This window comes from Pseudomonas sp. SZ57 (assembly GCF_009495975.1).
GTDB lineage: Bacteria > Pseudomonadota > Gammaproteobacteria > Pseudomonadales > Pseudomonadaceae > Aquipseudomonas > Aquipseudomonas syringae.
Map to the genome: position 1 here is coordinate 1 of NZ_WIBD01000032.1, position 22,747 is coordinate 22,747.

Annotated in this window: 20 protein-coding genes; all 20 read right to left on the minus strand. The window is 58.8% G+C overall.

Annotation, left to right across the window (positions count from 1 at the left end):
* Positions 1 to 166: 166 nt before the first annotated feature.
* The gene (locus GE543_RS24415; protein WP_153222562.1) at positions 167 to 1,570 is read right to left on the minus strand and encodes a flagellar hook-length control protein FliK; all 1,404 of its coding nucleotides are present in this window, start codon (positions 1,568 to 1,570) and stop codon (positions 167 to 169) included.
* Positions 1,571 to 1,680: 110 nt separating this feature from the next.
* Complete coding sequence (locus GE543_RS24420; RefSeq protein ID WP_003412415.1) at positions 1,681 to 2,037, minus strand: Hpt domain-containing protein; 357 nt, start codon at positions 2,035 to 2,037, stop codon at positions 1,681 to 1,683.
* A gap of 34 nt (positions 2,038 to 2,071) precedes the next feature.
* Positions 2,072 to 3,778, minus strand: a complete 1,707-nt coding sequence (locus GE543_RS24425; RefSeq protein ID WP_371927254.1) for a SpoIIE family protein phosphatase — start codon at positions 3,776 to 3,778, stop codon at positions 2,072 to 2,074.
* Positions 3,738 to 4,085: an STAS domain-containing protein gene (locus tag GE543_RS24430; RefSeq protein ID WP_153222563.1), complete on the minus strand. Its 348-nt coding sequence runs from the start codon at positions 4,083 to 4,085 to the stop codon at positions 3,738 to 3,740. Before GE543_RS24430 ends, GE543_RS24425 begins: the two co-directional genes overlap by 41 nt.
* 84 nt (positions 4,086 to 4,169) lie before the next feature.
* Positions 4,170 to 4,619, minus strand: a complete 450-nt coding sequence (fliJ, locus tag GE543_RS24435) for a flagellar export protein FliJ (protein WP_003412422.1) — start codon at positions 4,617 to 4,619, stop codon at positions 4,170 to 4,172.
* A gap of 6 nt (positions 4,620 to 4,625) precedes the next feature.
* Positions 4,626 to 5,984 carry a flagellar protein export ATPase FliI gene (gene fliI / locus GE543_RS24440; protein ID WP_003417838.1) on the minus strand — a complete coding sequence of 453 codons (1,359 nt, stop codon included), beginning with the start codon at positions 5,982 to 5,984 and terminating at the stop codon, positions 4,626 to 4,628.
* Entirely contained in the window at positions 5,974 to 6,792 is an 819-nt protein-coding gene (gene fliH / locus GE543_RS24445) for a flagellar assembly protein FliH (protein ID WP_003417840.1), read from the minus strand. Before fliH ends, fliI begins: the two co-directional genes overlap by 11 nt.
* 15 nt (positions 6,793 to 6,807) lie before the next feature.
* Complete coding sequence (gene fliG / locus GE543_RS24450; protein ID WP_003316807.1) at positions 6,808 to 7,824, minus strand: flagellar motor switch protein FliG; 1,017 nt, start codon at positions 7,822 to 7,824, stop codon at positions 6,808 to 6,810.
* Entirely contained in the window at positions 7,817 to 9,601 is a 1,785-nt protein-coding gene (gene fliF / locus GE543_RS24455; RefSeq protein WP_003412431.1) for a flagellar basal-body MS-ring/collar protein FliF, read from the minus strand. Before fliF ends, fliG begins: the two co-directional genes overlap by 8 nt.
* Before the next feature lie 15 nt (positions 9,602 to 9,616).
* Positions 9,617 to 9,946, minus strand: coding sequence for a flagellar hook-basal body complex protein FliE (gene fliE, locus GE543_RS24460; RefSeq protein WP_003344011.1), 330 nt, complete (start codon positions 9,944 to 9,946; stop codon positions 9,617 to 9,619).
* A gap of 242 nt (positions 9,947 to 10,188) precedes the next feature.
* Positions 10,189 to 11,604, minus strand: coding sequence for a sigma-54 dependent transcriptional regulator (locus tag GE543_RS24465; protein WP_003417844.1), 1,416 nt, complete (start codon positions 11,602 to 11,604; stop codon positions 10,189 to 10,191).
* Positions 11,604 to 12,818 (minus strand): PAS domain-containing sensor histidine kinase, encoded by a 1,215-nt coding sequence (locus GE543_RS24470; protein ID WP_003417845.1) that lies wholly within the window; start codon positions 12,816 to 12,818, stop codon positions 11,604 to 11,606. The genes GE543_RS24465 and GE543_RS24470 overlap by 1 nt, the downstream gene beginning before the upstream one ends.
* A 122-nt stretch (positions 12,819 to 12,940) precedes the next feature.
* The gene (fleQ, locus tag GE543_RS24475) at positions 12,941 to 14,416 is read right to left on the minus strand and encodes a transcriptional regulator FleQ (protein ID WP_003316803.1); all 1,476 of its coding nucleotides are present in this window, start codon (positions 14,414 to 14,416) and stop codon (positions 12,941 to 12,943) included.
* Between the two features lie 178 nt (positions 14,417 to 14,594).
* On the minus strand, positions 14,595 to 14,891 hold the full coding sequence (gene fliT / locus GE543_RS24480; protein ID WP_003316802.1) for a flagellar protein FliT: 297 nt from the start codon (positions 14,889 to 14,891) through the stop codon (positions 14,595 to 14,597).
* Between the two features lie 24 nt (positions 14,892 to 14,915).
* Positions 14,916 to 15,305, minus strand: a complete 390-nt coding sequence (fliS, locus tag GE543_RS24485; protein WP_032699175.1) for a flagellar export chaperone FliS — start codon at positions 15,303 to 15,305, stop codon at positions 14,916 to 14,918.
* Positions 15,306 to 15,428: 123 nt separating this feature from the next.
* Positions 15,429 to 16,880, minus strand: coding sequence for a flagellar filament capping protein FliD (gene fliD, locus GE543_RS24490; protein ID WP_003412440.1), 1,452 nt, complete (start codon positions 16,878 to 16,880; stop codon positions 15,429 to 15,431).
* An 83-nt stretch (positions 16,881 to 16,963) separates the two neighbouring features.
* Positions 16,964 to 17,356, minus strand: a complete 393-nt coding sequence (locus GE543_RS24495; RefSeq protein ID WP_003412442.1) for a flagellar protein FlaG — start codon at positions 17,354 to 17,356, stop codon at positions 16,964 to 16,966.
* Positions 17,357 to 17,428: 72 nt separating this feature from the next.
* On the minus strand, positions 17,429 to 18,277 hold the full coding sequence (locus GE543_RS24500; protein WP_003417847.1) for a flagellin domain-containing protein: 849 nt from the start codon (positions 18,275 to 18,277) through the stop codon (positions 17,429 to 17,431).
* Between the two features lie 328 nt (positions 18,278 to 18,605).
* Complete coding sequence (locus GE543_RS24505) at positions 18,606 to 19,532, minus strand: ketoacyl-ACP synthase III (RefSeq protein ID WP_003316797.1); 927 nt, start codon at positions 19,530 to 19,532, stop codon at positions 18,606 to 18,608.
* Positions 19,533 to 19,839: 307 nt separating this feature from the next.
* Entirely contained in the window at positions 19,840 to 22,746 is a 2,907-nt protein-coding gene (locus tag GE543_RS24510; RefSeq protein ID WP_153222564.1) for a TIGR00180 family glycosyltransferase, read from the minus strand.
* Position 22,747 lies beyond the last annotated feature (1 nt).

Sequence of the window (22,747 nt, forward strand, 5' to 3'; positions counted from 1 at the left end):
CGCACTCTGCGTCGTCTGTGCCTCCGCGGTCGAAAAGCACTGCGTTAGCAGCGACTGCGTGTAAGGCATAACATTGTTTCGCATCGACGATTTGTGACGCGGAGCACCAAGAACTCCATGCCTGAGCGGAGCGTTGGCACGAGAATCAGACCAGGACAGGATTGCCTCACGCGTAATAATCGATCTCACTAGTGCCGATCACACGTGCCGCTGGCTGGCTGACCGGCATGGCCGCATCGACGCCTGCGATTTCATCGGAGCTATCACCCGAGCTCATGCCACCGCCGCGCCCGCTGCGCTGGGAACGACCGGCCTGTTCCTGAGCCTGTTGCTGGGCCTGCTGTTGCGACTGGTCGGAGACGTTGACGTCGACGTTGCCAAGCCCCTGCTGCACGAACGACTCACGCAACTTCGACATCTGGCTTTCCAGTGCATCGCGTACGCCCATGTGCGCGCTCATGAAGGTCACCTGGGTCTGCTGCTCGGGCGCCATGTTGATACGGATATCCAGACGGCCGAGTTCGGCAGGCTCCAGCTTGATGTCGGCGGTCTTGAGGTTCTGGCTCGACAGGTACATGACGCGGTCGACGATGCCTTCGGTCCAGCCACTTTGGTGCATGGCCAGCGGCTGGTTCATCAAGGGCGCAGCAGGTGCGGCCGCTGTGCGTGCAGGTTGCGCGGCCTGGCTGAGCGCAGCGAGGCGATCGGCAAAGTTGTCGACGCGCGTGTCGCCGGCGGCGCCTTTGACATCCTTCAGCCCCTCACCGATCAAACCGCTGAACGACTTGTCGCTGCTTTCAGTGCTGCTGCCGTCGGAGGGCAACTGCTCGCTCAAAACCGACAGGTTATTGACGATATTTTGATTGGGATCAGCTTCAGCATTGCTCGGCGTCGCCTTGTTGGCAGCCTGGGCATTCTGGGCAGCCAGTTGAGTCTTGGCAGTGGCGTTTTCCAGCGCCAACTGCACGGCATCCAGACCGTCCAGCGGATCGGCGTCGGGATTGAAGGCTTGTTCAGCCACGGCTGGCGGTGCCGCCTGAGTGGTGGTGAGCGCCGAGACCACTGGTGCGGTGACAACTTCCGCACTGGGTGGCGCCTTGGCTACAGGCGCCGCGGGAGCCTGTGCGGCCATTGCCTGCAATGCCGGATCAAGTGCCGGATCGACGACCGCCTGGCCCTCAGTCAGCGCCGGATCGGCAGAAGCCTGCGCATCATCCTGCTTCGAGTCGGAGTGCGCCGCGTCATCATCTGCAGCCGCCGGCTTGGCTGGCAAATCATTGCCGCTATCGGCAACGCTCGACTTGTCGGCGGCATTCGCCTGATCGCTTGCAGGCTTGTCCTTGCCGGCGGCAACCTTGTCCTTGTCAGGCGCGGTCTTGTCGCGAGCTGGCTTTACCGGCGCATCTTCACGCGCAGGGACGGTGTCTTTCGCCTGCTTTGCATAGACATTGGAAAAGCTGGAGGCCCCGTCCTTGCTGCTGTCAGCAGACTTGACCGCATTGTTGGCCACACCGGACCTGGCGGTCACAGAGGTTGTGGCCTGAAGAAGCGCATTGGTAGCAAGGGGCATTTCGGTCTCCGCATCAGCTGCTGGTTATCGCCTTACCGGAGTAGTTAGCAATATGCGGGCCAATTCAAAATGATGTCCCGTAACGGCAATCGAACAGGTGGGATCAGGACTCAGCTGACGAACAACTGCCGCTCGGAATTGAACAGCCCGCGAATCGTCATGTATTCGCTGTCGATCGTGCCAATCAGCTCTGCCAGGCCTGCGAACTGCTGCTGGCGAGCCTGCTCCTCAAGCTGACGACACAGCTCGGAAAGCTGCAAGGCGCCCATGTTGCTGCTGCTGCCCTTGAAACTGTGAGCGGTCAGGCTCAACTCCTGAAAATCAGGATTGCGCGACCCGACAGCCAGACGCAGCTGCGCGATACGCTGCTCGGAATCCTTGAGGAAAACATCCAGCAAGGTCGGATATTCGTCCTCCATGACCTCCTGCAAGGTATTCAATACGCTGTAATCCAGATGAATCGACACTTGTTCACTCCTTGATCAAGACTCCAGGCGAGGATTATGCCACTCCCTCCCAGGAAAATTCCACGCAGGCGGTCCTGCCATCCCTTGACCACCTGGCCTCGCGGCTCAATTCGCAGACCAGATGCAGTCCGCGACCATACAGTTCATTGCTGGCAGGCGTCAGCGTCCGGGTCTTTTCCACATCGAATCCCTGACCGCTGTCCTCGACACTGAGGGTCAGCCGACCGCCCTGCTCGACCGCTTCAACCTGCAGGCTCACCCGGATAAAGCCTGACTTCAGCCTGTCGAGACGCTCTGCGCGCTGCTGATAATAAAGGGCGAAGCCTGATGCATCGTGCTTGAGCGTCGAGTCCAACCCTAGCACACCATGCTCCAGCGCATTGCTGTACAGCTCGCCGAGGACCATATGCAGTGCGGCGCCCTGATCACGCAGGCCATGAACCTCCAGCAGCAATTGCAGAACATAGGGCAGCGGGTTGAAACGCTTGAGGGTCGAGGCACGAAACTCGAAGCTGGCCGACCAGTCCAGCGGGCTGGATGCGCCGCTATCCGAATACATCATGGCAGGCAGGCTCTCCAGCGGCGCCTCGACAGCGCTGACTTCCAGCAGACTGACATCGTCACGGGCCTTGCCGCCAAATTCGTTGAGCGCCTCGAGGATCTCTTCGATCAACAAGTGCGGCTCGCGATTGGCAGACAGAACCTGTCGCAGACGCTGCGCACCGAACAGCTCCTCCTCATCGTTACTGGTGTCGAGCACCCCGTCGGACAACAGAAATATGCGATCACCCGGTGCCAACGGATACACGTCAGTGCGCGCGTCGAAGGCATCGACACTCAATACACCCAATGGCAGATGATTCGAAGCCAGCGGCACATGCTCACCCTGCGCGCCGCGCAGCAGGTAGCCGTCCGGCAAGCCGCCACTCCAGACCTCGACCTGCCGCTGCGGCAGATTGATACACAGCAGCGTCGCACAGCAAAACATGTCGACCGGGAGGATGCGTTTGAGCTTGGCATTCATCTCACGGAGGATTTCAACCAGTCCATAGCCCTTGGCCGTCATGCCGTAGAACACTTCCGCAAGCGGCATCGCACCCACCGCAGCCGGCAAGCCATGCCCGGTGAAATCCCCGAGCAGCACCTGCATGTGCCCGGCAGGTGTGTAGGCGGCCAGCATCAGGTCACCGTTGAACAGCGCGTAGGGGGACTGCAGGTAGCGGATATTGCTCGCCCCCAGGCAACCGGCGTGGGCGATCTGATCGAACACCGCCTTAGCGACCCGCTGCTCATTGAGCAGATACTCATGGTGCCTGGCGATCTGGTCACGCTGCTGGCGGACGGTTTCGTGCAACACCCGCAAACGGTTCATGGCGTTGATCTTGGCGGCCAATACCAGCGGATTGTAAGGCTTGGACATGAAATCGTCGCCACCGGCGTCCAGGCAGCGTGCAAGCGCTTCGCCCTCGGTGAGCGAGGTGAGGAAGATGATCGGCACCAGCGATTCGCCGGTCATCGCCTTGATTCTTCGCGCCGCTTCGAAACCATCCATGACCGGCATCATGGCGTCCATCAGAATCAACTGCGGGCTTTCGGCCTTGAACATGGCAACCGCTTCGACACCGTTGCCCGCGCTGAGGACCCGGTGACCCTGCCGCGCAACGATCGTTGAAAGCAGCAGGCGGTCACTGGTGCTGTCATCAGCGATCAGAATGCACAGTTTTTTCGGGGCTGGCTGCACTGGGTATGCTCAATTCGAACAGCTTCGAGAAATTGGAAATGGCCAGAATCTTCAGCACATCAGGCGTGCAGTTGACCAGGCGCACCAGTGCCTTGTCACCGCCAGCGTGATCGCGCAGCAGCAACAGCATCCCCAGCGCAGAACTGTCCAGATAATGCGTACTGCGCAGGTCGACCACGTAGTTCAGTGACTGCGGATAGTCCTCATAGGCAGTGCGAAACGCCTGATGGGAATTGAAATCGAAGCGTCCTTCGATATAAAGGGTCAGCGTCTGGCGATCGTCAGAAAGTTTGGAAGTGACTGTCATGGGAACCTCGAAGTGTTTCATCACCGAGACATTGATAGCGTAGACCAGCCAGAGAGATCACTGCGGGTCTGATTGAGTCAAACGTCAGAATTGTTCATGGCGAGGCAGGCGCTGCGACAACTCGTCGAGCAATTTCTGCTCGCGCTTGTCCTCCAGCCTGCGCGCCTCGTCCATGTAGCGCTGCACCAGCTTGCGCAAGCCCTCTACCCGCGCGTAACAATCCTGCCAAGCGCTGCGCGCCCGATCCAGATTGGCCTTGTGCCATTCGAGACTTTTGTATTGCTGGGCAACGGCGACATCGAGCTGACTGAGAAAGCGCTGGTAACCCAGCAGCCACTGTCCGGAAACCCCGGTACTGCCGCGCTGCAACCATTGCTGCTGGTAATCCTGACGGAACTGGTCAAGCTCCTGCAGTTTGTTGTTGGCGAGGTTGACCTGCCCCTGGAAGTGCCCAAGGCGCTGGGCGGCGGTTCGCTCGGCAGCTTCTGCCATCTCGACCACCGGCGCCAGACGCGCCGCTCGACTCTGGGCCATGGGTTATCAGCCGCCAGGCGCTGGTGCGAAGATCGACGCCAGCGCCTCGCTGCTGCCTTGTATGCTTTCGTTGTCACGCAGGCCCTGGCGCTGGTAGCGCACCAGTACCGGATGCAGCGCAATGGCCATGTCCGTCTCGCGATCGCCGCCTGCTACATAGGCACCCACGCTGATGAGGTCGCGGGTCTGTTGATAACGCGACCACAACTGTTTGAAATGCTGCGCACGCGCCATGTGCTCGGGGCTGACCACTGCAGGCATGACCCGGCTGATGGACGCTTCAATGTCGATAGCCGGGTAATGCCCCTCCTCGGCCAGGCGCCGGGACAGCACGATGTGACCGTCGAGCACACCACGCGCCGAGTCGGCAATCGGGTCCTGCTGGTCATCACCCTCCGACAGCACCGTGTAAAACGCAGTGATCGAACCGCCACCCGCCTCGGCATTGCCAGCGCGCTCCACCAGCTTGGGCAAACGGGCGAATACCGAAGGCGGATAGCCCTTGGTGGCCGGCGGCTCGCCAATGGCCAGCGCGATTTCCCGCTGAGCCTGAGCAAAACGGGTCAGGGAGTCCATCAGCAACAGGACATTCTTGCCCTTGTCACGAAAGTATTCGGCGATTCGCGTGCAATACATCGCTGCACGCAAGCGCATCAGAGGCGCATCATCGGCTGGCGAAGCGACCACCACCGAACGCTTCAGGCCCTCTTCGCCGAGAATGTGCTCGATGAACTCCTTGACCTCACGGCCCCGCTCACCTATCAGGCCGACGACGATGATGTCCGCCTCGGTGAAGCGCGTCATCATGCCGAGCAGCACACTCTTGCCCACGCCCGTACCGGCAAACAAGCCGAGACGCTGACCTCGGCCAACCGTCAATAAACCGTTGATACAGCGAATGCCGACATCCAGCGGCTGACTAATGGGATCACGCTTGAGCGGGTTGATGGTCGGGCCATCCATCGGCACCCAGTCTTCGGCCTTGATCGGCGAGCGACCATCCAGCGGACGACCGGCACCATCGAGCACCCGACCCAGCATGCTCATGCCCATCGGTAGCCGACCGGTGTCGGCCAGCGGCACGACCCGTGCGCCAGGCGCAATGCCGGCCACGCTGCCGACCGGCATCAGAAACACCTTGCCACCGGAAAAACCCATCACTTCGGCTTCGACTTCTACCGGGTGATGACTGTCGTCATTGATGACCACACAGCGGCTGCCCATGGCCGCGCGCAGGCCCTCGGCCTCAAGCGTCAGGCCCACCATGCGCAGCAGGCGGCCTTCCACTACGGGCTGGGCAGGCAGGCTGATCGACTCGGCATAGGAACCGAGGCGCTTGGCGAAACTGGTGCGATCAAGGCGCATCGAGGGTGTCCGCGTCGGATTCGTCAGCAGTGGGCACTGTGCCTGGCGAGGCTTGCAGATCGATACTCAGATCGGCTGCCGCAGGATGGGTTACCTGTTCATGCAACTGGTCGTGCATCTTGGAAATTGCCAGGGCGATGCGCGTTTCGACGCTGGCGTCGATACGGCTATGTTCGGTTTCGATCCGGCAACCGCCCGGCAGCAGGTCTTCGTCTTCGACGATCTTCCAGGACTCCTCGTGACGTTCGCGCATGGCCTTGACCAGCAGGAAGTCCTGAGGGTTTATGAAAATTCGCACATTCTGGGCGCCCATAGGCAAGAGCTTGAGAGCATCGCGCAAGACGCTGGCAATCTGTGCCGAGTCGGTGACCAGCTCACGCTGAATCACCTGACGCGCGATGTGCTCGACCAGATGAATGACAGCCTTTTCGATCTGGGTATCCTGCTCGGCGATAGGTGTCAGCAGGTTGCCCATCAGTTGTTCCAGGCTGGCAACCTTTGCTGCAAGAACGACCTCCGCCTCCTGGCGCACTTTTAGCTGAGTGCTGTGAAAACCTTCCTTTTCACCGGTGGCGAAACCTTCGTTCCAGGCCTCCTGGCGGATACTTTCCAGCTCTTCCAGGGTCAGTGGCTGGACTTCTTCCAGCGGCACTTCTTCCATCTCTGCCGGTTCGTCGACGTGCTCGGGCTCCGGTTCAGGCTCGGGCTCCACGTGCGGATCGAAGCTGGGCAGCGCCCAGATATCGAGCAACCCGGCGTCCTTGGCGCGAATGAGGTCGCTGGCCGATTCTTTATTGGAACTGGACATGAGTCGGCTGAATCCTTAGATCATTTCCTCGCCACCCTTGCCACCGAGTACGATCTCGCCGGCCTCGGCCATACGACGCGCAATGGTGAGGATTTCTTTCTGGGCGGTTTCCACATCGCTGACACGCACCGGACCTTTTGCTTCCAGGTCGTCGCGCAGCAGCTCGGAGGCACGCTTGGACATGTTCTTGAAGATTTTTTCCTTGATCGCTTCGTCCGAGCCCTTGAGCGCCAGTACCAGCACGTCCGAGGATACTTCGCGCAGCAGCGCCTGGATACCGCGATCGTCCACGTCGGAAAGATTGTTGAAGACGAACATGAGGTCTTCGATCTGCACCGACAGGTCTTCGTCGACCTCGCGAATCGAGTCCATGAGCGAACCTTCGATCGAGCTGTCGAGGAAGTTCATGATATCGGCCGCACGCTTGATACCACCCAGTGTGGTACGCGACGTGTTGGCGTTACCGGAGAACTGCTTCTCGAGAATCTGGTTCAATTCCTTCAGAGCCGCTGGCTGTACGGTGTTGAGCGACGACACGCGCAGGATGATATCGAGGCGGACCTTGTGATCGAAATGCCCAAGCACCTCGCCCGCCTGGTCGGCGTCGAGATAGGCGACCACGATGGCCTGAATCTGCGGGTGCTCGAAACGGATCACGTCGGCAACGGCACGCGGCTCCATCCACTTGAGGCTGTCCAGACCGCTGGTATTGCCACCCAGCAGGATCCGGTCGATCAGGCCGTTGGCCTTGTCCTCGCCCAGTGCCTGGGTCAGCATCTTGCGGATATAGCCGTCGGAACCGACGCCAAGGCTGGTCTGATCACCGACGATGTCGACGAATTCGCTCATGACCTCTTCGACCTGCTCGCGATGCACATTGCGCATCTGCGCCATCGCCACGCCGACCTTCTGGACTTCCTTGGGGCCCATGTGCCGGAGCACCTGAGCCGCATCGGTTTCGCCCAGCGAGAGCAACAGTACAGCCGCTTTTTCAACTTTGGAGAGTTTGGCTACCATGGCTCGTTCATTCATCAGTGTTGATCCACTCTTTCACAACCTGAGCCACACGGCCAGGATCCTCAGCCACCAAACTCTTGATTGCATTCAGCTGTGCGTCATAGCCTTCGGTCGGGCTTGGCAGCAGAATGCTCTGCGGGCCGCCCAGGCTTACGCGATCGTTGGACAATTCGCCGTCCAGACCGCCCATGCCACCCAGTTCGGCGTCGCCACCGAAACCTGCCAGTTCCTTGCGCTTGCCGTTGGTGATGTTGTTCAACACCGGGCGCAGTACACCGAACACCAGAATCAGGATGAAGATCACGCCAACAGCCTGCTTGACGATGTCCCAGAACCAGGGTTGCGAATAGAACGACGCTTCAGGCAGCACTTCAGCGCGCTCGCTGGAGAACGGCACGTTGATCACGCTGACGCTGTCGCCGCGGCTGGCGTCGAAACCGACGGCATCCTGTACCAGACGCGTGAAGCGAGCGAGATCCGCCGCGCTCCACGGAGCACGGGTGACTTCGCCATTGGCCGCGTTGGTCTTGACCATGTCATCGACCACTACCGCGACCGAAAGGCGGGTCAGACGGCCCTGCTGCTGCTTGGTGTGACTGATCGAACGGTCCAGCTCGAAGTTCTTGGTCGACTGCACGCGCTTGTCGGCCGGGTATGGCGCCAACGCAGGCTGGCCGGTTGCCGGGTCCATGATCTGCTGACCGTTGGCATCGAGCAGGGGCTGGCCTGGAGCGATAGGGCCGGCGGCACCCGCAGCACCGGCTGCGGCGTTTTGCGGAGCGGTTGCAGGACCGGGAGGCTGATTGCTCAAGGCACCCGGCACACCGCCCGAACTGGAACTGCTGGAACGCTGTTCGTTGACCGACTGCTCGCTGCGCAAGGCAGGCTGGTCAGGGTTGAAGCTTTCGGCGGTCGATTCGACAGCGCTGAAATCAACCACTGCCGAGACTTCGGCCTTATAGCGGTCATTGCCCAGAATCGGCTGCAGGATGTTCTGCACACGCTGGGTCAGCATGCCTTCCATGCGCCGGCTATAGTCGAATTGCTTGCCGGCCATGGTCAGCTCGGAGTTTTCCGCCTGATCGGAAAGCAGAGCGCCCTTCTGGTCGACGACGGTAATTTGCGACTTGCTCAACTCGGGAACACTGGTGGCCACCAGGTTGATGATAGCCATGACCTGACTCGGCTCCAGCGAACGACCGGCGTACAGCTCGACCAGTACCGAAGCGCTTGGCTTGCGGTCATCACGGACGAATACCGAGCTTTTCGGAATTGCCAGGTGCACACGGGCACCCTTGACGTTGTTCAGTGCCGAAATGGTCCGTGCCAGTTCGCCTTCCAGCCCGCGACGATAACGCGTGGCCTCCATGAACTGGCTGGTGCCCAGCCCCTGATCCTTGTCGAGGATTTCGAAACCGATGTTGGCGTCGTTCTGTACCACGCCGGCCTGAGCCAGCTGGATGCGCGCACGCTGCACATCATCGGACTTGACCAGCAGCGCACCGGAGTTCGGCTCGACGGTGTAGTTGATGTTCGCTGCAGTCAGGGTGTCCATGATCTGCTTGCTGTCCATGCCCGCCAGACTGCCATAAAGCGGACGATAGTCAGGCTGCTGGGACCAGAGCACCACGGCGAAGCCGATGGCCACGCTCGCGGCAAGACCGACCATGAGGCCGATCTGACGCAGCATGGTCATTTCGGAAAGATTTTCCAGAAAAGACATACCGAACAACGGTTTTCTTTCGGAAGCGTCCGCTCTTGCAGGAACGGTATCGGCAGCTGCTTCGGCCATGACTCAGTACGTCCCTTAAACCGGCATCTGCATGATGTCTTGGTAAGCTTGAACCAGCTTGTTACGCACCTGGGTCAACGCCTGAAAAGACACGCTGGCTTTTTGCGACGAAATCATGACGTCGGTCAGATCCACGCCGCTCTTGCCGACTTCGAATGCATTGGCCAACTGGCTGGAAGCCTGCTGGGTCTGCGCGACTTTGTTGACGGCCTGGCCAAGCATGTCAGCGAAGCTGCTGGCACCGGCTTCCTGCGCACCGGATACGGGCTTGGGCGCAGACATCGCATCCATCTGCATGGCCCGCATATCCAACATCAAGCGATTAAATTCAACACCTTGGCTCATGGACATATCTCTCGTAAGGCCCGCAAATTTTTGACACTGATTCAGCGGGTACAGAAGGTATAGCAACAACGATGCCAGCTAGATGGCGGCTATTTGCCACACCAGATGAGTGCATCATGTCGCTTGACACGAGTTCGCGCCGCACCGCCCGTATTCATGGGCCGCCGGGATTATTTCAGGCTTGTATCACAGCAAAAATATTCAGTGACCGCCGATCGGGAGCGGCAATCAGTGTGCTTCGTTCATGTGGCAAACAGATAGGCTTCCACGTCCATTCCGGCGTCACGCATCTGCGCCAGCTTGTAACGCAATGTACGCGGGCTGATACCCAGGCGTTCCGCAGCCTCCTTGCGACGTCCCCGTTCAGAACGCAGGGTGTCGATGATCATTTGAAACTCGTGACGCCTGAGGTCATCGCCCAGCGCGCCGGCAGATTCCGGACTGACAACGGCACCTGCATTCTCCGCCGCAGTAATGACGGTCACAGCCGCGGCAGCCTCGACCGGTGCGGCAACAGGCAGGCTGGTGACCGGCCCGGACAGACAGAAATCCTGCGCCTGAATCACCCCGCCCTGCTGCAGAATCAAGGCTCGCTGCACGGCGTTATCCAGCTCCCGCACATTTCCGGGCCATGGATAGCTCACCAGACACTGCTGCGCTTCGGCGGAAAGGCGAACCGGCGCGTGCTTCATTTTATTGACGTGCTTGGCCAGAAGCCGCTCGGCCAACGGCAGAATATCGGCAGTCCTTTGACGCAACGCCTGCCATGCCAATGGAAATACCGACAGGCGATAAAACAGATCCTCACGAAAGCGCCCCGCCGCCACCTCACCCGCCAGATCGCGGTTGGTGGTCGCCACGACGCGAATGTCCAGAACGATCGGCTTGCGCGCGCCCACGCGCTCGACTTCGCGTTCCTGCAACACACGCAGCAACTTGGCTTGCAGCCCCAGAGGCATCTCGGAAATCTCGTCCAGCAGTATCGTCCCGCCGTCCGCCTGCTCGAACTTGCCAGCCTGGGCCGCAATCGCGCCGGTAAACGAACCCTTTTCATGACCGAATAACGTGGCTTCCAGCATATTGTCCGGAATCGCCGCACAGTTGATCGCAATAAAAGGCTTATCGGCACGGGGCGAGTTTTGATGAATGAAACGCGCCAAGACCTCTTTACCGGTCCCGGACTCGCCGGAGATCAGCACGGTGGAGTCGCTTTTTGCTACGCGGCTGGCCAGGTTCAGCAACTGGATACTGGCAGGCTCGACGGCAATCGGCCCGTCGCGCTCGGCAGGCTCCAGACGTCCCAGTGCATGCCGCGCAACCAGCGCGATCAGCGCCTTGGGCTCGAAGGGTTTGACCAGGTAATCCGCTGCGCCCTGGCGCATGGCGTCGACCGCACGCTCGACCGCGCCATGTGCGGTCATCAGCAGCACCGGCAATTGCGGATGCCGGCTGCGCAACAGACTCAGCAGCTGGTGACCGTCCATGCCCGGCATGTTGACGTCACTGATGACCAGACTGAATGGCTGCGCCTCAGCGGCCACCAGCGCCTCTTCGGCGGAACCAACCGCCTGATAGTCATAACCAGCCAGCTCGAGGGTTTCCCCAAGCGCTTCCCGGAGCGAACGGTCATCCTCGACCAGCAGCACATTGATCGGCATCAGTTATTACCTGTCGAACTGCAAGCCGGGATCAACGGCAGGCTGATAATGGCGCAGGTACCACGGCCGACCCGCGACAAATAATGCACGCGTCCCTGATGCGCACGCGACACTGCCGTCACTACGGCCAGACCAAGCCCTGTGCCGGTGGTCTTGGTGGTAAAGAACGGTTCACCGATGCGCGCCAGCGCTGCCTTGTCAATGCCGCTGCCGTTATCGCTGAAGCAGATCCGCAGCTCATTGCCGCGGCTGTAGGCGTGGACTTTCAGCAGCGTCCGGCCAGCGCTGGCCTGGACAGCGTTTTCAATCAGATTGAGCAGTGCGCCGACCAGTGTGTCGCGATTGCACAGCAACTCGCCATCGATGCTGTCGCACTGCCAGCGCACCGACACGCCCTGAACATGCGTCGCAGCAGCATTTTGCAGCGCCTGAAACAGAGCACCGGGCGTCAGGCGATCCGTCAGCGGCAGCTCGCCCCGGGCGAACACCAGCATGTCGCGAACCTGATGCTCCAGCTCATGCAAACGATCCTTGAGCCGCGCGGCGAAACGCTGCTGGGTTTCGACCGGCAGTTCCTGCTCGGTCAAATGGCTGGCGTAGATCATCGCAGCGGACAACGGTGTACGAATCTGATGCGCCAGAGAAGCGACCATACGCCCCAGTGAAGACAGACGCTCGTGACGGGCCAGCTGTTCCTGAAGATGACGGGTTTCGGTCAGGTCATTGAGCAATACCAACTGACCCGGCTCGGCATCCAGTGAGCGCGTGGCAATGGAGAGCCTGCGACCGTCCTTGAGGGAGACTTCGTGACCGTCGTCCTCTCGGGGGGCAAAGCAACGGCTGATCACATGACGCCAGAGCATGCCCAGCAGCGGCTGCCCGAGCAGATCGATGGCAGCAGGGTTGGCTTCGCGCACGACGCCCATGCCATCAATGACGATCACCCCGCCAGGCAACAGATCAAGCAGATTCTGCAGACGGTTGGCCAGGCGTTCTTTTTCCGCCAGCTCCTGAAGGCGCTGGGCGCCGGCATGAGCCAGTTCGCCCTTGAGTTCGGTGACGCGCGCTTCGAGCAAGCCGTAGGAATCGGTCAGTTGCGCCGACATTTGATTGAACAGCGAGAATGCCTGCTCAAGCCCCTGACGACTTTCCAGCTCCGGGGAGTACTGAGCCTGAACAGATAGGGCGGAAGTCAGCTGGGCGGCCTGGGACATGATTCATCTCTCTCGTGGCTAACCGTCAGTAAACGGTGTGTTAAGAGAGACTTAGCAATCCCCGTGCCTAAAAAAAACCCCTGAAAAATCAGGGGCTTGGTTTTTGGCACAAAAAACCGGCGTCAATCATCTGCCTGTTCATCGCCCTCACGACGGCTCATACCGTACTTGCGCATCTTCTCGACCAGCGTGGTACGACGAATACGCAAGCGCTCCGCAGCGCGGGCAACGATACCGTTGGCGTCGTCGAGCGCCTGCTGGATAAGGCCCTGCTCCAGACCACCGAGGTAGTCTTTCAGATCGAGCCCTTCAGGCGGCAGCATCGCGCCGGAAGCGAAGTTCGGCGTATTGCTGTTGATCGCCACACGCTCTTCGATCTCGCTGCGCATGCTGTCGACCATCTGCTCGTCTTCGTCGTCGACGTAGCGAAACTTCTTTGGCAGTTCGGCCACGCCGATCACGCCGTACGGGTGCATGATCGCCATGCGCTCGACCAGATTGGCCAGCTCACGAACGTTGCCCGGCCAGGCATGGCGACACAGCGACATGATGGCGGCGGAGTTGAAGCGAATCGAACCGCGCTTCTCGTGTTCCATGCGCGAAATCAATTCGTTCATGAGCAGCGGGATGTCTTCGACACGCTCGCGCAACGGCGCCATTTCGATCGGGAACACATTGAGACGGTAGTAAAGATCTTCGCGGAAGCTGCCCAGCTCGATCATGGTCTCGAGGTTCTTGTGCGTCGCGGCGATGATGCGCACATCGATACTTTGCGTCTTGTTGCTGCCCACACGCTCAAAGGTGCGTTCCTGCAGGACGCGCAACAGCTTGACCTGCATCGGCAGCGGCATGTCGCCGATTTCGTCGAGGAACAAGGTACCGCCGTTAGCCAGCTCGAAACGGCCGGCACGGCTGGTGATCGCGCCGGTAAACGCGCCCTTCTCGTGTCCGAACAGCTCGCTTTCGAGCAGTTCGGCCGGAATGGCACCGCAGTTGACCGGCACGAACGGCGCATCACGACGCTTGGAGTGATAGTGCAGATTACGCGCAACCACTTCCTTGCCAGTGCCCGACTCGCCCAGAATCAGTACGCTGGCATCGGTGTCGGCGACCTGCTGCATCATCTGCCGCACGTGCTGAATCGCGCGGCTGGTACCTACCAGACTGCGGAACAGGTTCGGTTCACGATGACGGCCGCGCTCGCGAGCCTGGTCGTACATCTCGCGATAGACCTGGGCACGGTGCAGCGAATCGAGCAGCTTGCTGTAGCTGGGTGGCATTTCGAGTGCGGAAAGGACTCGTCTGCGCAAATCCTCGGGCAATTCGACAGAAGAATTTTCGCTCATCAGCAGCACAGGAAGGAACTCATCCCATGCCGCGATGGTCTTAAGGAGCCCTTGCAAACTACCCGGCGCGTTTACGCTACCGACCAGTACGCAGAGTACTTCTCGTGGAGACGCCAGAGAGCCGACCACCTGCTGCCAGTCCTGACTGGAACAGGAGAGATTTTCTTCGCCAAGAAAATTCAGGATCACCGCCAGATCCCGGCGGCGCTGGCTATCGTCATCGATTAGCAGAATCTTGATTTCACGCCACATGCAATAGCAACTTCCCTAGTCAACTCAATGCCCATGATTGGGGGGCAGCTTGGCTTTCTCAGCTGTATAAACCTTGAGACGCCAGAAAATAGTAAACATCACTAGTTAAGTCAAAAAAACGGACACAGTCAAATTTATGGCGAAATTCTTGTCGAACAATAAAAATGACAATTAAACATTAACCAAACAGATGGTATACCTTCGTCGCGCTCTTCGCATTCTGGATTTGAGTCATTTCTTCGACAACCGCTTGACGCTCGCCGGTTGCAACATCAATCAGCTGCCTGTAGACACCCAATAACTCCTCAAGGTTGCTGCGCAATGCAGGTTCGTCGTCAGGCGCTTCGCTGACCACCGCGTCGACGCATTCGCGGCACGCCAGGTCCAGCTTGACGATAGCCTCCCAGTCACGATCTGCCAGCGCACCTACCAAGGCTTCGCGGGTTTCTTCGATACGCTTGAGCGCAGCACTCATTATTGTTCTCCTCAGACCAGCAGATTATTGCAAGGTGCCGATAGCGTCCCAGCCTTCCTTGACGGTGATCAACAGGCCGGCGACTTCATCGAGTATCTTCTGATCATTGCGAGCGTTGGCTTCCGCCAGGCGCGTCATCATGTAGTGATAGAGACTGTCCTGTCTGAGCAGCGTGTCACTGGGTGAGTTCTCCAGATCCAGCCCCTCGCGCAGGCCGCCAACGATGTCGATGGCCTTGCTGATGAGCACGCCCTTGCTGGCGATATCCTTGCGCGCCATGGCGCCCTTGGCCTGAGCAATGCGGTCGAGGCCACCTTCCATCAACATTTGAACCAGACGATGAGGACTGGCCTCCGAGGTCTGAGCCTGGGAGCCGATCTTCTGATACTGCCGCAACGCTAACATCGGATTCATAATGGGCCTCGTAACAAATCCAGAATACTGATACTCAAGCTATCGACGCAGTGCGCAGAAACTTTAGCCCAAAAGCAGAAACCCGACACAGAGTCGGGTTCCTGGTACTTCTGCACTCATTTTTTACGAGGCGTTTTTCTGGGCGTTCATCGCATCGAAAATCGAAGTAATGCTTGAAGCCGTTGCCTTCAACTGACCGACCACGAGGTCCATTGCGTTGTATTTCTTGGTGAGGGTTTCCGTCAGCGTAGTTATACGACGGTTGAGCGCTTCCTGATCACTGGCCAGTCGCGTCTGCACTTTATTCAGGCTGGTGGTCTTGCCAGCCAGAACGCCATCAGCTTTGGTATACGGCTCAAGCGCAGTGTTCATGCGTGCGATCAAGCCACCCGAGCTCGTGCCGTCAGCATTGGTCACGCCGGTGAACATCGCCTGAATCTGACTGCCCAGCTTCTTGTCACTCAACGCTGTAGTCAATTCGGTGGTGTTCAACGTCAACTTGCCGTCAGACTGTTGAGTCTTGATCCCCAACTGCGCCAGGGAACTCAAGCCGGCATTCGACGTAGCCGTGGAAATCTGATCACGTATCGTTGCCAGCAGCGCACGCGGCGTGGAGTCGCCGGTCAGCGCAGCGGCCGTGTATTTACCCTGACTGTCGACAGTACCCTTGGTCAACGACGACACCAGTGAAACCAGCGTGTTGTAGGAGTCGACGAATGACTGCAATGAGGTTTTCAGACCATCGGTGTTGGTGGCTACCGTGACCGTGGTCGATGCCGAAGCAGCAGAAGAAGCGCTAGGCGCGACCAGCTCGAATGTCAGACCGGAAATCGCCGTGCTCACGGTGTTGGTCTTGCTGGTCAGACTCAGGCCATCGACCGTGAATGCGGCGTCCTTGGCGACATCGGTAATCGCACCAGCGCCGGTACTGGATTCACTCATCAACTTGGTGCCATCGATGTTGAGTGCTTCCTGGCCGGAAGCACCCGTCACCGAAATATCACTGCCCTTGCCGGTCGTGGTCGAACTGAACACCAGCCTGGAACCGCTGTCGTCGTTGATGATGTTGGCGGTGATGCCCTTACCCTGCAGCGTCGAGTTGATCTTGTCGCGCACTTCCTGCAGCGTCGAGGTCTTGTCGATCGCCACGTTGTAATCAGTGCCATTTTGAGTGATTTTCAGAGTACCACTCGGAATAGCACTCGACTGCGACGAGCTCAGCGCGGCGGTAGCCACCTTCGAAGGCGTTGCCAGCTGGCTTATATTAATCGCATAAGTGCCGTTGACTGCCGTATTACCGGCGGTCGCCTTGACCACTGACTCGTTGGCCGATGTGGCAGCGAAACCCTGAAAGGCAGGCGTGGTGGAACTGGCCAGGGTATCCAGTGTTTTCTGAAACGCAGCCAAGGCCGACGTCAGCTGACTGACACCCGACAGCGATGCGGTCGTGGAGGCGCTCTGCTTGTCGATCTGGTTTTGCTTGGGCGCTTTTTCAGCACCGACAAGGCCTTCGACGATGGCGGAAATTGCCAGACCCGAACCCAGGCCTGTTGTAGAGGTAATCGGACTTGCCATGGTGCTTCTCCCTTCAAGAATGCTGCGGGGTTCGCTGCCCTTTCAAAAGGCGAGTGACCCGACAACACATACCGTACCGGCGATCAGGCCTTGGCGCGGAACAACAAACTGTTCGCATCACTCAGGCTATCGGCCAGCTTCAGGATTTCTGCATTGGGAATCTGTCGTACTACTTCACCGGAATCACTTGCAATCACTTTGACAATGACTTTGCCAGAATCTTCGTCGATCGAAAACTCAAGATTGCGCTTGACCTCGTGAAAGAATTTCTGGATGTCCTCAGCGGCTGCCTTGACTTTGGCATCGTCCTTGGAATCATCCTTGTGCAGACCGGAGCCTTTACTTTCGGCCGTGGCGGCAACGCGCTCGACGGACGCCTTATCGGCAGGCTTGTCAACGGACGCGTCCGGCACAAGGGCCTGACTCGCCGGTTGAACGGCCGGATAAGTCACGTTCAACTTCACACTCATATCCATGACCATCACCTCAGAAAGCAAAAAAGCGAGAGAGCACTGTTAAGTACTCCCCCGCTAAAACTCACGCCGATATTACTGAAGCAGTTTCAGTACAGCGGATGGCAGCTGGTTAGCCTGAGCCAGAACAGAGGTGGAAGCCTGTTGCAGGGTCTGTTGCTTGGTCAGCTGTGCAGTTTCAGCAGCGAAGTCGGTATCCTGGATACGACCCAGTGCAGCACTGGCGTTTTCGTTGATGTTCTGCAGGTTGGAGATGGTGCTGGTCAGACGGTTTTGTGCAGCACCGAGATCAGAACGCGTGCTGTTGATGGTCTGCAGAGCCGAGTCGATAGCGGCCATTGCAGCAGAGAAGTTGGTCTCTGCAGCAGCACTGTCGGAACCGACGATGGTGATGGCCGAACCGACACCCAGGGTGTTTGCGTCAAAGCTGGCGCTCAGAGTCAGAGTGATCTGGTTCGAGGCGCCGGAGTTGGAGCCAACCTGGAAAGTCATGGTGCTGGCAGAACCGTCGATCAGGTTTTTGCCGTTCAGGTTGGTGCTCTGAGCGATACGGGTCAGTTCCGAACTCATCTGAGTGAATTCTTTGTTCAGCGCAACGCGGTCAGTGTCGCTGTTGCTGTCGTTTCGCGACTGAACAGCCAGTTCACGCATACGTTGCAGAATGTTGGTCGACTCTTGCAGCGCGCCTTCAGCGGTCTGAGCAATGGACATACCGTCGTTGGCGTTTTTGATCGCCATGGTCTGACCTTTGATCTGCGAGTTGATCTTGGTGGCGATGTTCAGGCCAGCAGCGTCGTCTTTGGCGCTGTTGATTTTCAGACCGGAAGACAGACGAGTCATCGAGGTCGAAAGCGCGTCGGAAGCGCGACCCAGGTTCTTCTGGACGTTCAACGATGCTACGTTGGTGTTTACTGTTAAAGCCATGATGAATTCCTCGTTGGTTTGGTACTACGTGGCTTCCGGCCCCTGCAAGCGCCGGGTGTGCCTAGAGAACCTTCGTAATAGTTATCGTCGCGATGGCAGGTTGCTTGAGTGTTTTTTTTTAATATTTTGCCATCATCGTGACACCCCTTATAAAACAAGGGTTTGGGGGCATAAACCCGCGACGCAACAGAGAGAAATTCATGACAGTCAGAAGTGGCGACAGGCGAGCGCGTTGTGCCACGAAGTTAAAAGTGTGACGTGGATCACTATTTAATTTAAAAACGCCCGGGGAGTTATCCGCAGGCGTTCTTTGTAAGACGAGGCGAACTCAGTCTTTATAGATAATTGCAGAGCCCCAGGACAGCCCCACACCAAAACCACTCAAGGCGACCCGCTTCCATGAAGAGCCGAGCACGTGCTTTTCGATCAGCAGCGGAATGCTCGATGACACGGTGTTGCCGGTTTCGACCATGTCCTTGAGAAACTTCTCGGGCTTGTCTTCGAAGCGCCGCGCGACCGCATCGACGATCGCGGCACTGCCCTGGTGAATACAGAAGGCATCGATATCGTCAGGCGTCAGATCCGACTCGGCCAATAGCTCATGCAGATGCGCTGGCACTTTCAACAGTGCGAAGTTGAACACCTGGCGACCGTTCATGAAGAAAATGCCGTTGCTGACCTTGAGATGTGGCGCGCCGGAACCATCGGTACCGAATTTCGCCTTGCCCAGCTGCCATTCGGCCCCCTCGCCCATCCAGGTGGCCGTCGCCGCGTCACCGAACAGCATGGTGGTGTTGCGGTCTTCCGGGTCGACAATTTTCGAATACGGGTCGGCAGTGATCAACAAGCCGTTTTTCAAGCCTGCCGCTTCCATGAAGCCCTTGATCGCATAAATGCCGTACACATAGCCGGAACAGCCCAGCGATATATCGAATGCAGCGACGTTGGTCGACAGCCCCAGCTTGTCCTGAACGATGGCTGCGGTATGCGGCAGCCCTTCCTCGTCGCCATTCTGGGTGACGACGATCAGCACATCGATGCTTTCGCGCTTGAGCTGCGGATTATTGGCAAACAGTGTGTTGGCTGCCTCAACGCACAGATCCGAGGTTTCCTGGCCGGCGTCTTTGCGCGGCAGGAAGGTGGAGCCGATTTTCCCAAGGATGAATTCTTCATCCTTGCCGAATTTGGCGCCTTGAGCGTAGTTATCAACACCTGCAACAGGCACGTAACTCGCTATGCTTTTAATGCCAATCATCATGGCTTCCCGATGAGTAAACAGGTCATTTTTCGTCCCGACGAAATCGGGGCGCTACCGAATAGGGGTGATTTACGGACATTTTCAGGGCGCTTGGCAGGTTAAAGCAAGTCAGGCGCATGTCGCTCCCTGTAAAACAATACAGTGGAGATGCACTTTATGACCTGCAGGTCACTCCCGTCTGCATGCTTTAGGATAATTTGCGTCGAGGGGACATGCACTGGATCCTGGCCTGAAGCTTACTACGAGGAAGCCTTCAAGGCAGCGAACCGGCCGCGAGGCAGCCGGTTTTACGAGGGTAAACGACTCAAACGGCCAGAGTGAAGCCCTTGCCGTGGAGATCCAGATTGACGTTGTAGGCTTCATCCTGCGCGAACTGCGCTGACCACTTGTCCATCAATGCTTCGCGCGCCTGCTGCGGGCCATGCAGCACACCGGAATGCACCACCTGCACATGCGGCGTCCATACGGTCAGGTAGCCGGCTTGCGCAGCCTTGAGGCACAGGTCGACATCGCCCAGCGCTTCGGCGAATGCCTCTTCATCCAGGCCGCCCACGGCGTTGTACAGCTCCTTGGCAATCATCAGGCAGGCCGATGACACGGCAGAGTAGTTCTGCTCGACCACCAGGCGCTGCATGTAGCCGGTGGCGGTCTTCGGCTCGCCGACAAACCCCGAACCCACGCCGCCATTCAGTCCCAGCACCAGACCAGCCTGAGTCACTGCACCTTCGCCATCCACCAGCTTGGCGCCTACCACGCCCACTTCCGGGCGCTGCGCCTGGTTGAGCAGTGACTCGATCCAGCCGACATTGACGATCTGACTTTCGGCATCCAGCAGGATCAGGTATTCGCCACCGGCTTCCTGGCTGATCAGATTATGCAGCGCTGCAGGACTCATGCGCTGTTCGGCACGGAACACCCGCACGCGACCCGACACTTGCTCCTGCCGGTCAAGCCAGGTCGACAGTTCGGCAGAGGTGCTGGCGTTGTCACCGATCAGCACTTCATAACGCTGATAGCGGGTGCGTTGCAGAATGCTTTGCAGACAGCGCTGCAATTCGGGCAGGTTGTCCTGGCTGTGCAGCAGGATCGAAACTACCGGCCGATGAGCGTGGCGATAATCGATCTTGTAGGTGCCAGGCTGCGCCGAGCTGACTTCCGCCTGATAACCGCGCTTGCCAAGGTGGCGCTTGAGCGCTTTCTGTTCGTCCGGATTGTCTTTCAGCTCGGGCGCATCACAGATCAGCAGCGGTTCGCTGAGATGGGCCAGGCCGCTCATGCCGCCCTGCTCGATCAGACGCAGCAACAGATCGAATTCCAGCGCCTCGGGAAACTCGCGCGAGTAACCACCCGCCTCGACCAGCAATTCGCGACGCACCAGCCAGTGACGGGCCATCAGTGCCGGCAGGCTTTGCAGCAGATCAAGATTGAAGCCGGGACGGAACACCGAGGTCAGCGTGCCATTGGCTTGACGCTGAATCTCGTCCACGGCAACAGCCCGGCACTGCGCCGCATCGATCAGCTCAGCGCTGGCCAGCAGCAGACCGCTGCGGGTGAACTCTTCGCCGGCCTGTGCCAGCATCAGCCAGTCGCTGGGCGACTGTTTGACGACCTGATTGATCTTGTCGACGTAGTTGCTTTCGGTGACTTTCACAAAGTGCAGGGTATTGTGCAGCGTGGTCACGGCTGGCAATTCCCCGGTGGTGAACACCACCACCCTGAAGGCCTTGTAATGACTGTTGATCAGGCTGTCGAACGTGGCCTGCAGCTTGAATACGTCCGCGTCCAGGTCCAGCAACAGGATACCGATCTGCGACCCGGCCGGTTTGCTGGCGAGCTTGTCGCTGATCTGCTTGAGGGCCTCAGGCGCCGGATCACGCGAATCGAGCCAGTTGAGCAGTTGACCGGAAGCCATGCCATCGAGCAGCCGACCGTTGTCGAAAGCGGATGCCGCCTGCAGACGCTGGCTCCAGGCCGAAACCATTTCGATCTGCTTTTCACTGTCCTTGCCTTTGCCGCTGATCAACTCCGCGATCAGGCTCTGCACAACACCCTGGTTGAAGGCGTAGGTTTCGTAGGCGTACCACAGGCGGCTGATGCGCGCTTCAGCATCCGGGTTGCTCTGCTCGCGCAACAATTCAGCCTGCTTGAGCAGCACCGCTTCCAGCCCTTCAAGCTGCAAACGACCCGCTGGCATGAGGTGGATCAGGAATTCGATTCTGGCCAGCTCATCGAACAACGCCTGGTTGTAGAACGGCATTTCGACAAACTGACGAGGCTCGAACAGCGCGTCCGATTGCTCAAGGCCGACATTCCACACCGCGCTGATGATTTTCTCATCGCCCTGGAAGCCCTGAGTCTTGAGGCATTCGCCCATGGCGGCAAGGCCGGCCTGAATCTTCTGCTCGCCCTGTGCGCCTTCGAAGCCCGAGCCTACGCCGAGCAGCGCGACCAGTTTCTTGGCGAACGCATCGCGGGATGCTCTGGCCTTGGGATCGGTGTGCCTGACGGCGGCGGCAATGGCCAAGCCATGGCGTAGCTCGGCCTGCTTGCCCGAGGTGAAGTGCAGTGCATAAGGGATTGGCAGGATGCGCAGGCGGGCCGCCGCAACCAGATAGTTCATGTGGCCGATTTCCTGCCAGTGCAGCTCGGTGTCATCGTTAACCGAGGTGAACCACTGCTGCGCCAGTTCCGTGCGCGTCACTGCGCTGAGCAGCGACAGACTTTCGCTCATGAAACCCAGAACCCGCTCGCCCGCGTCCTCCGAGGCATAGTCTTCGCAGGTTTTGCGATCGCGGCGGAAATAATCTACCTGACCGACCTGCGCCTGATAGCTCAGGCTGTAGCCCTGACAGGCACCGTAGGTCGGGTTGGCCTCAAGAAAGCTCAGCGCTGCGCGCAGTGCATCAGGCAGTAAAAAACTGTCGACCGGAGCCTGAACCACGAAGGGCGTGGTCACCTGCTTGAGCCCCTCTGCCACCCTGACGCCAAGGCTGGCACTGGCCAGCGCGTCACTGTGCAGGTAATGCAAGCCAGCGCTTGCGGCAATTTCCGCATCAGGCCGGGCCGACGCATCGACCACTATCAGGTTGCAAGGAAACTCGCTGTAATACTTCAAGGCGCGGCGCAGAAAGTCTGGCTGGTCCCTGGCCATCAACAGCAGGGTCAGACGCTGATTCAAAGCGGTGTGTTCATTTCCCGAATGGCTTTGCATG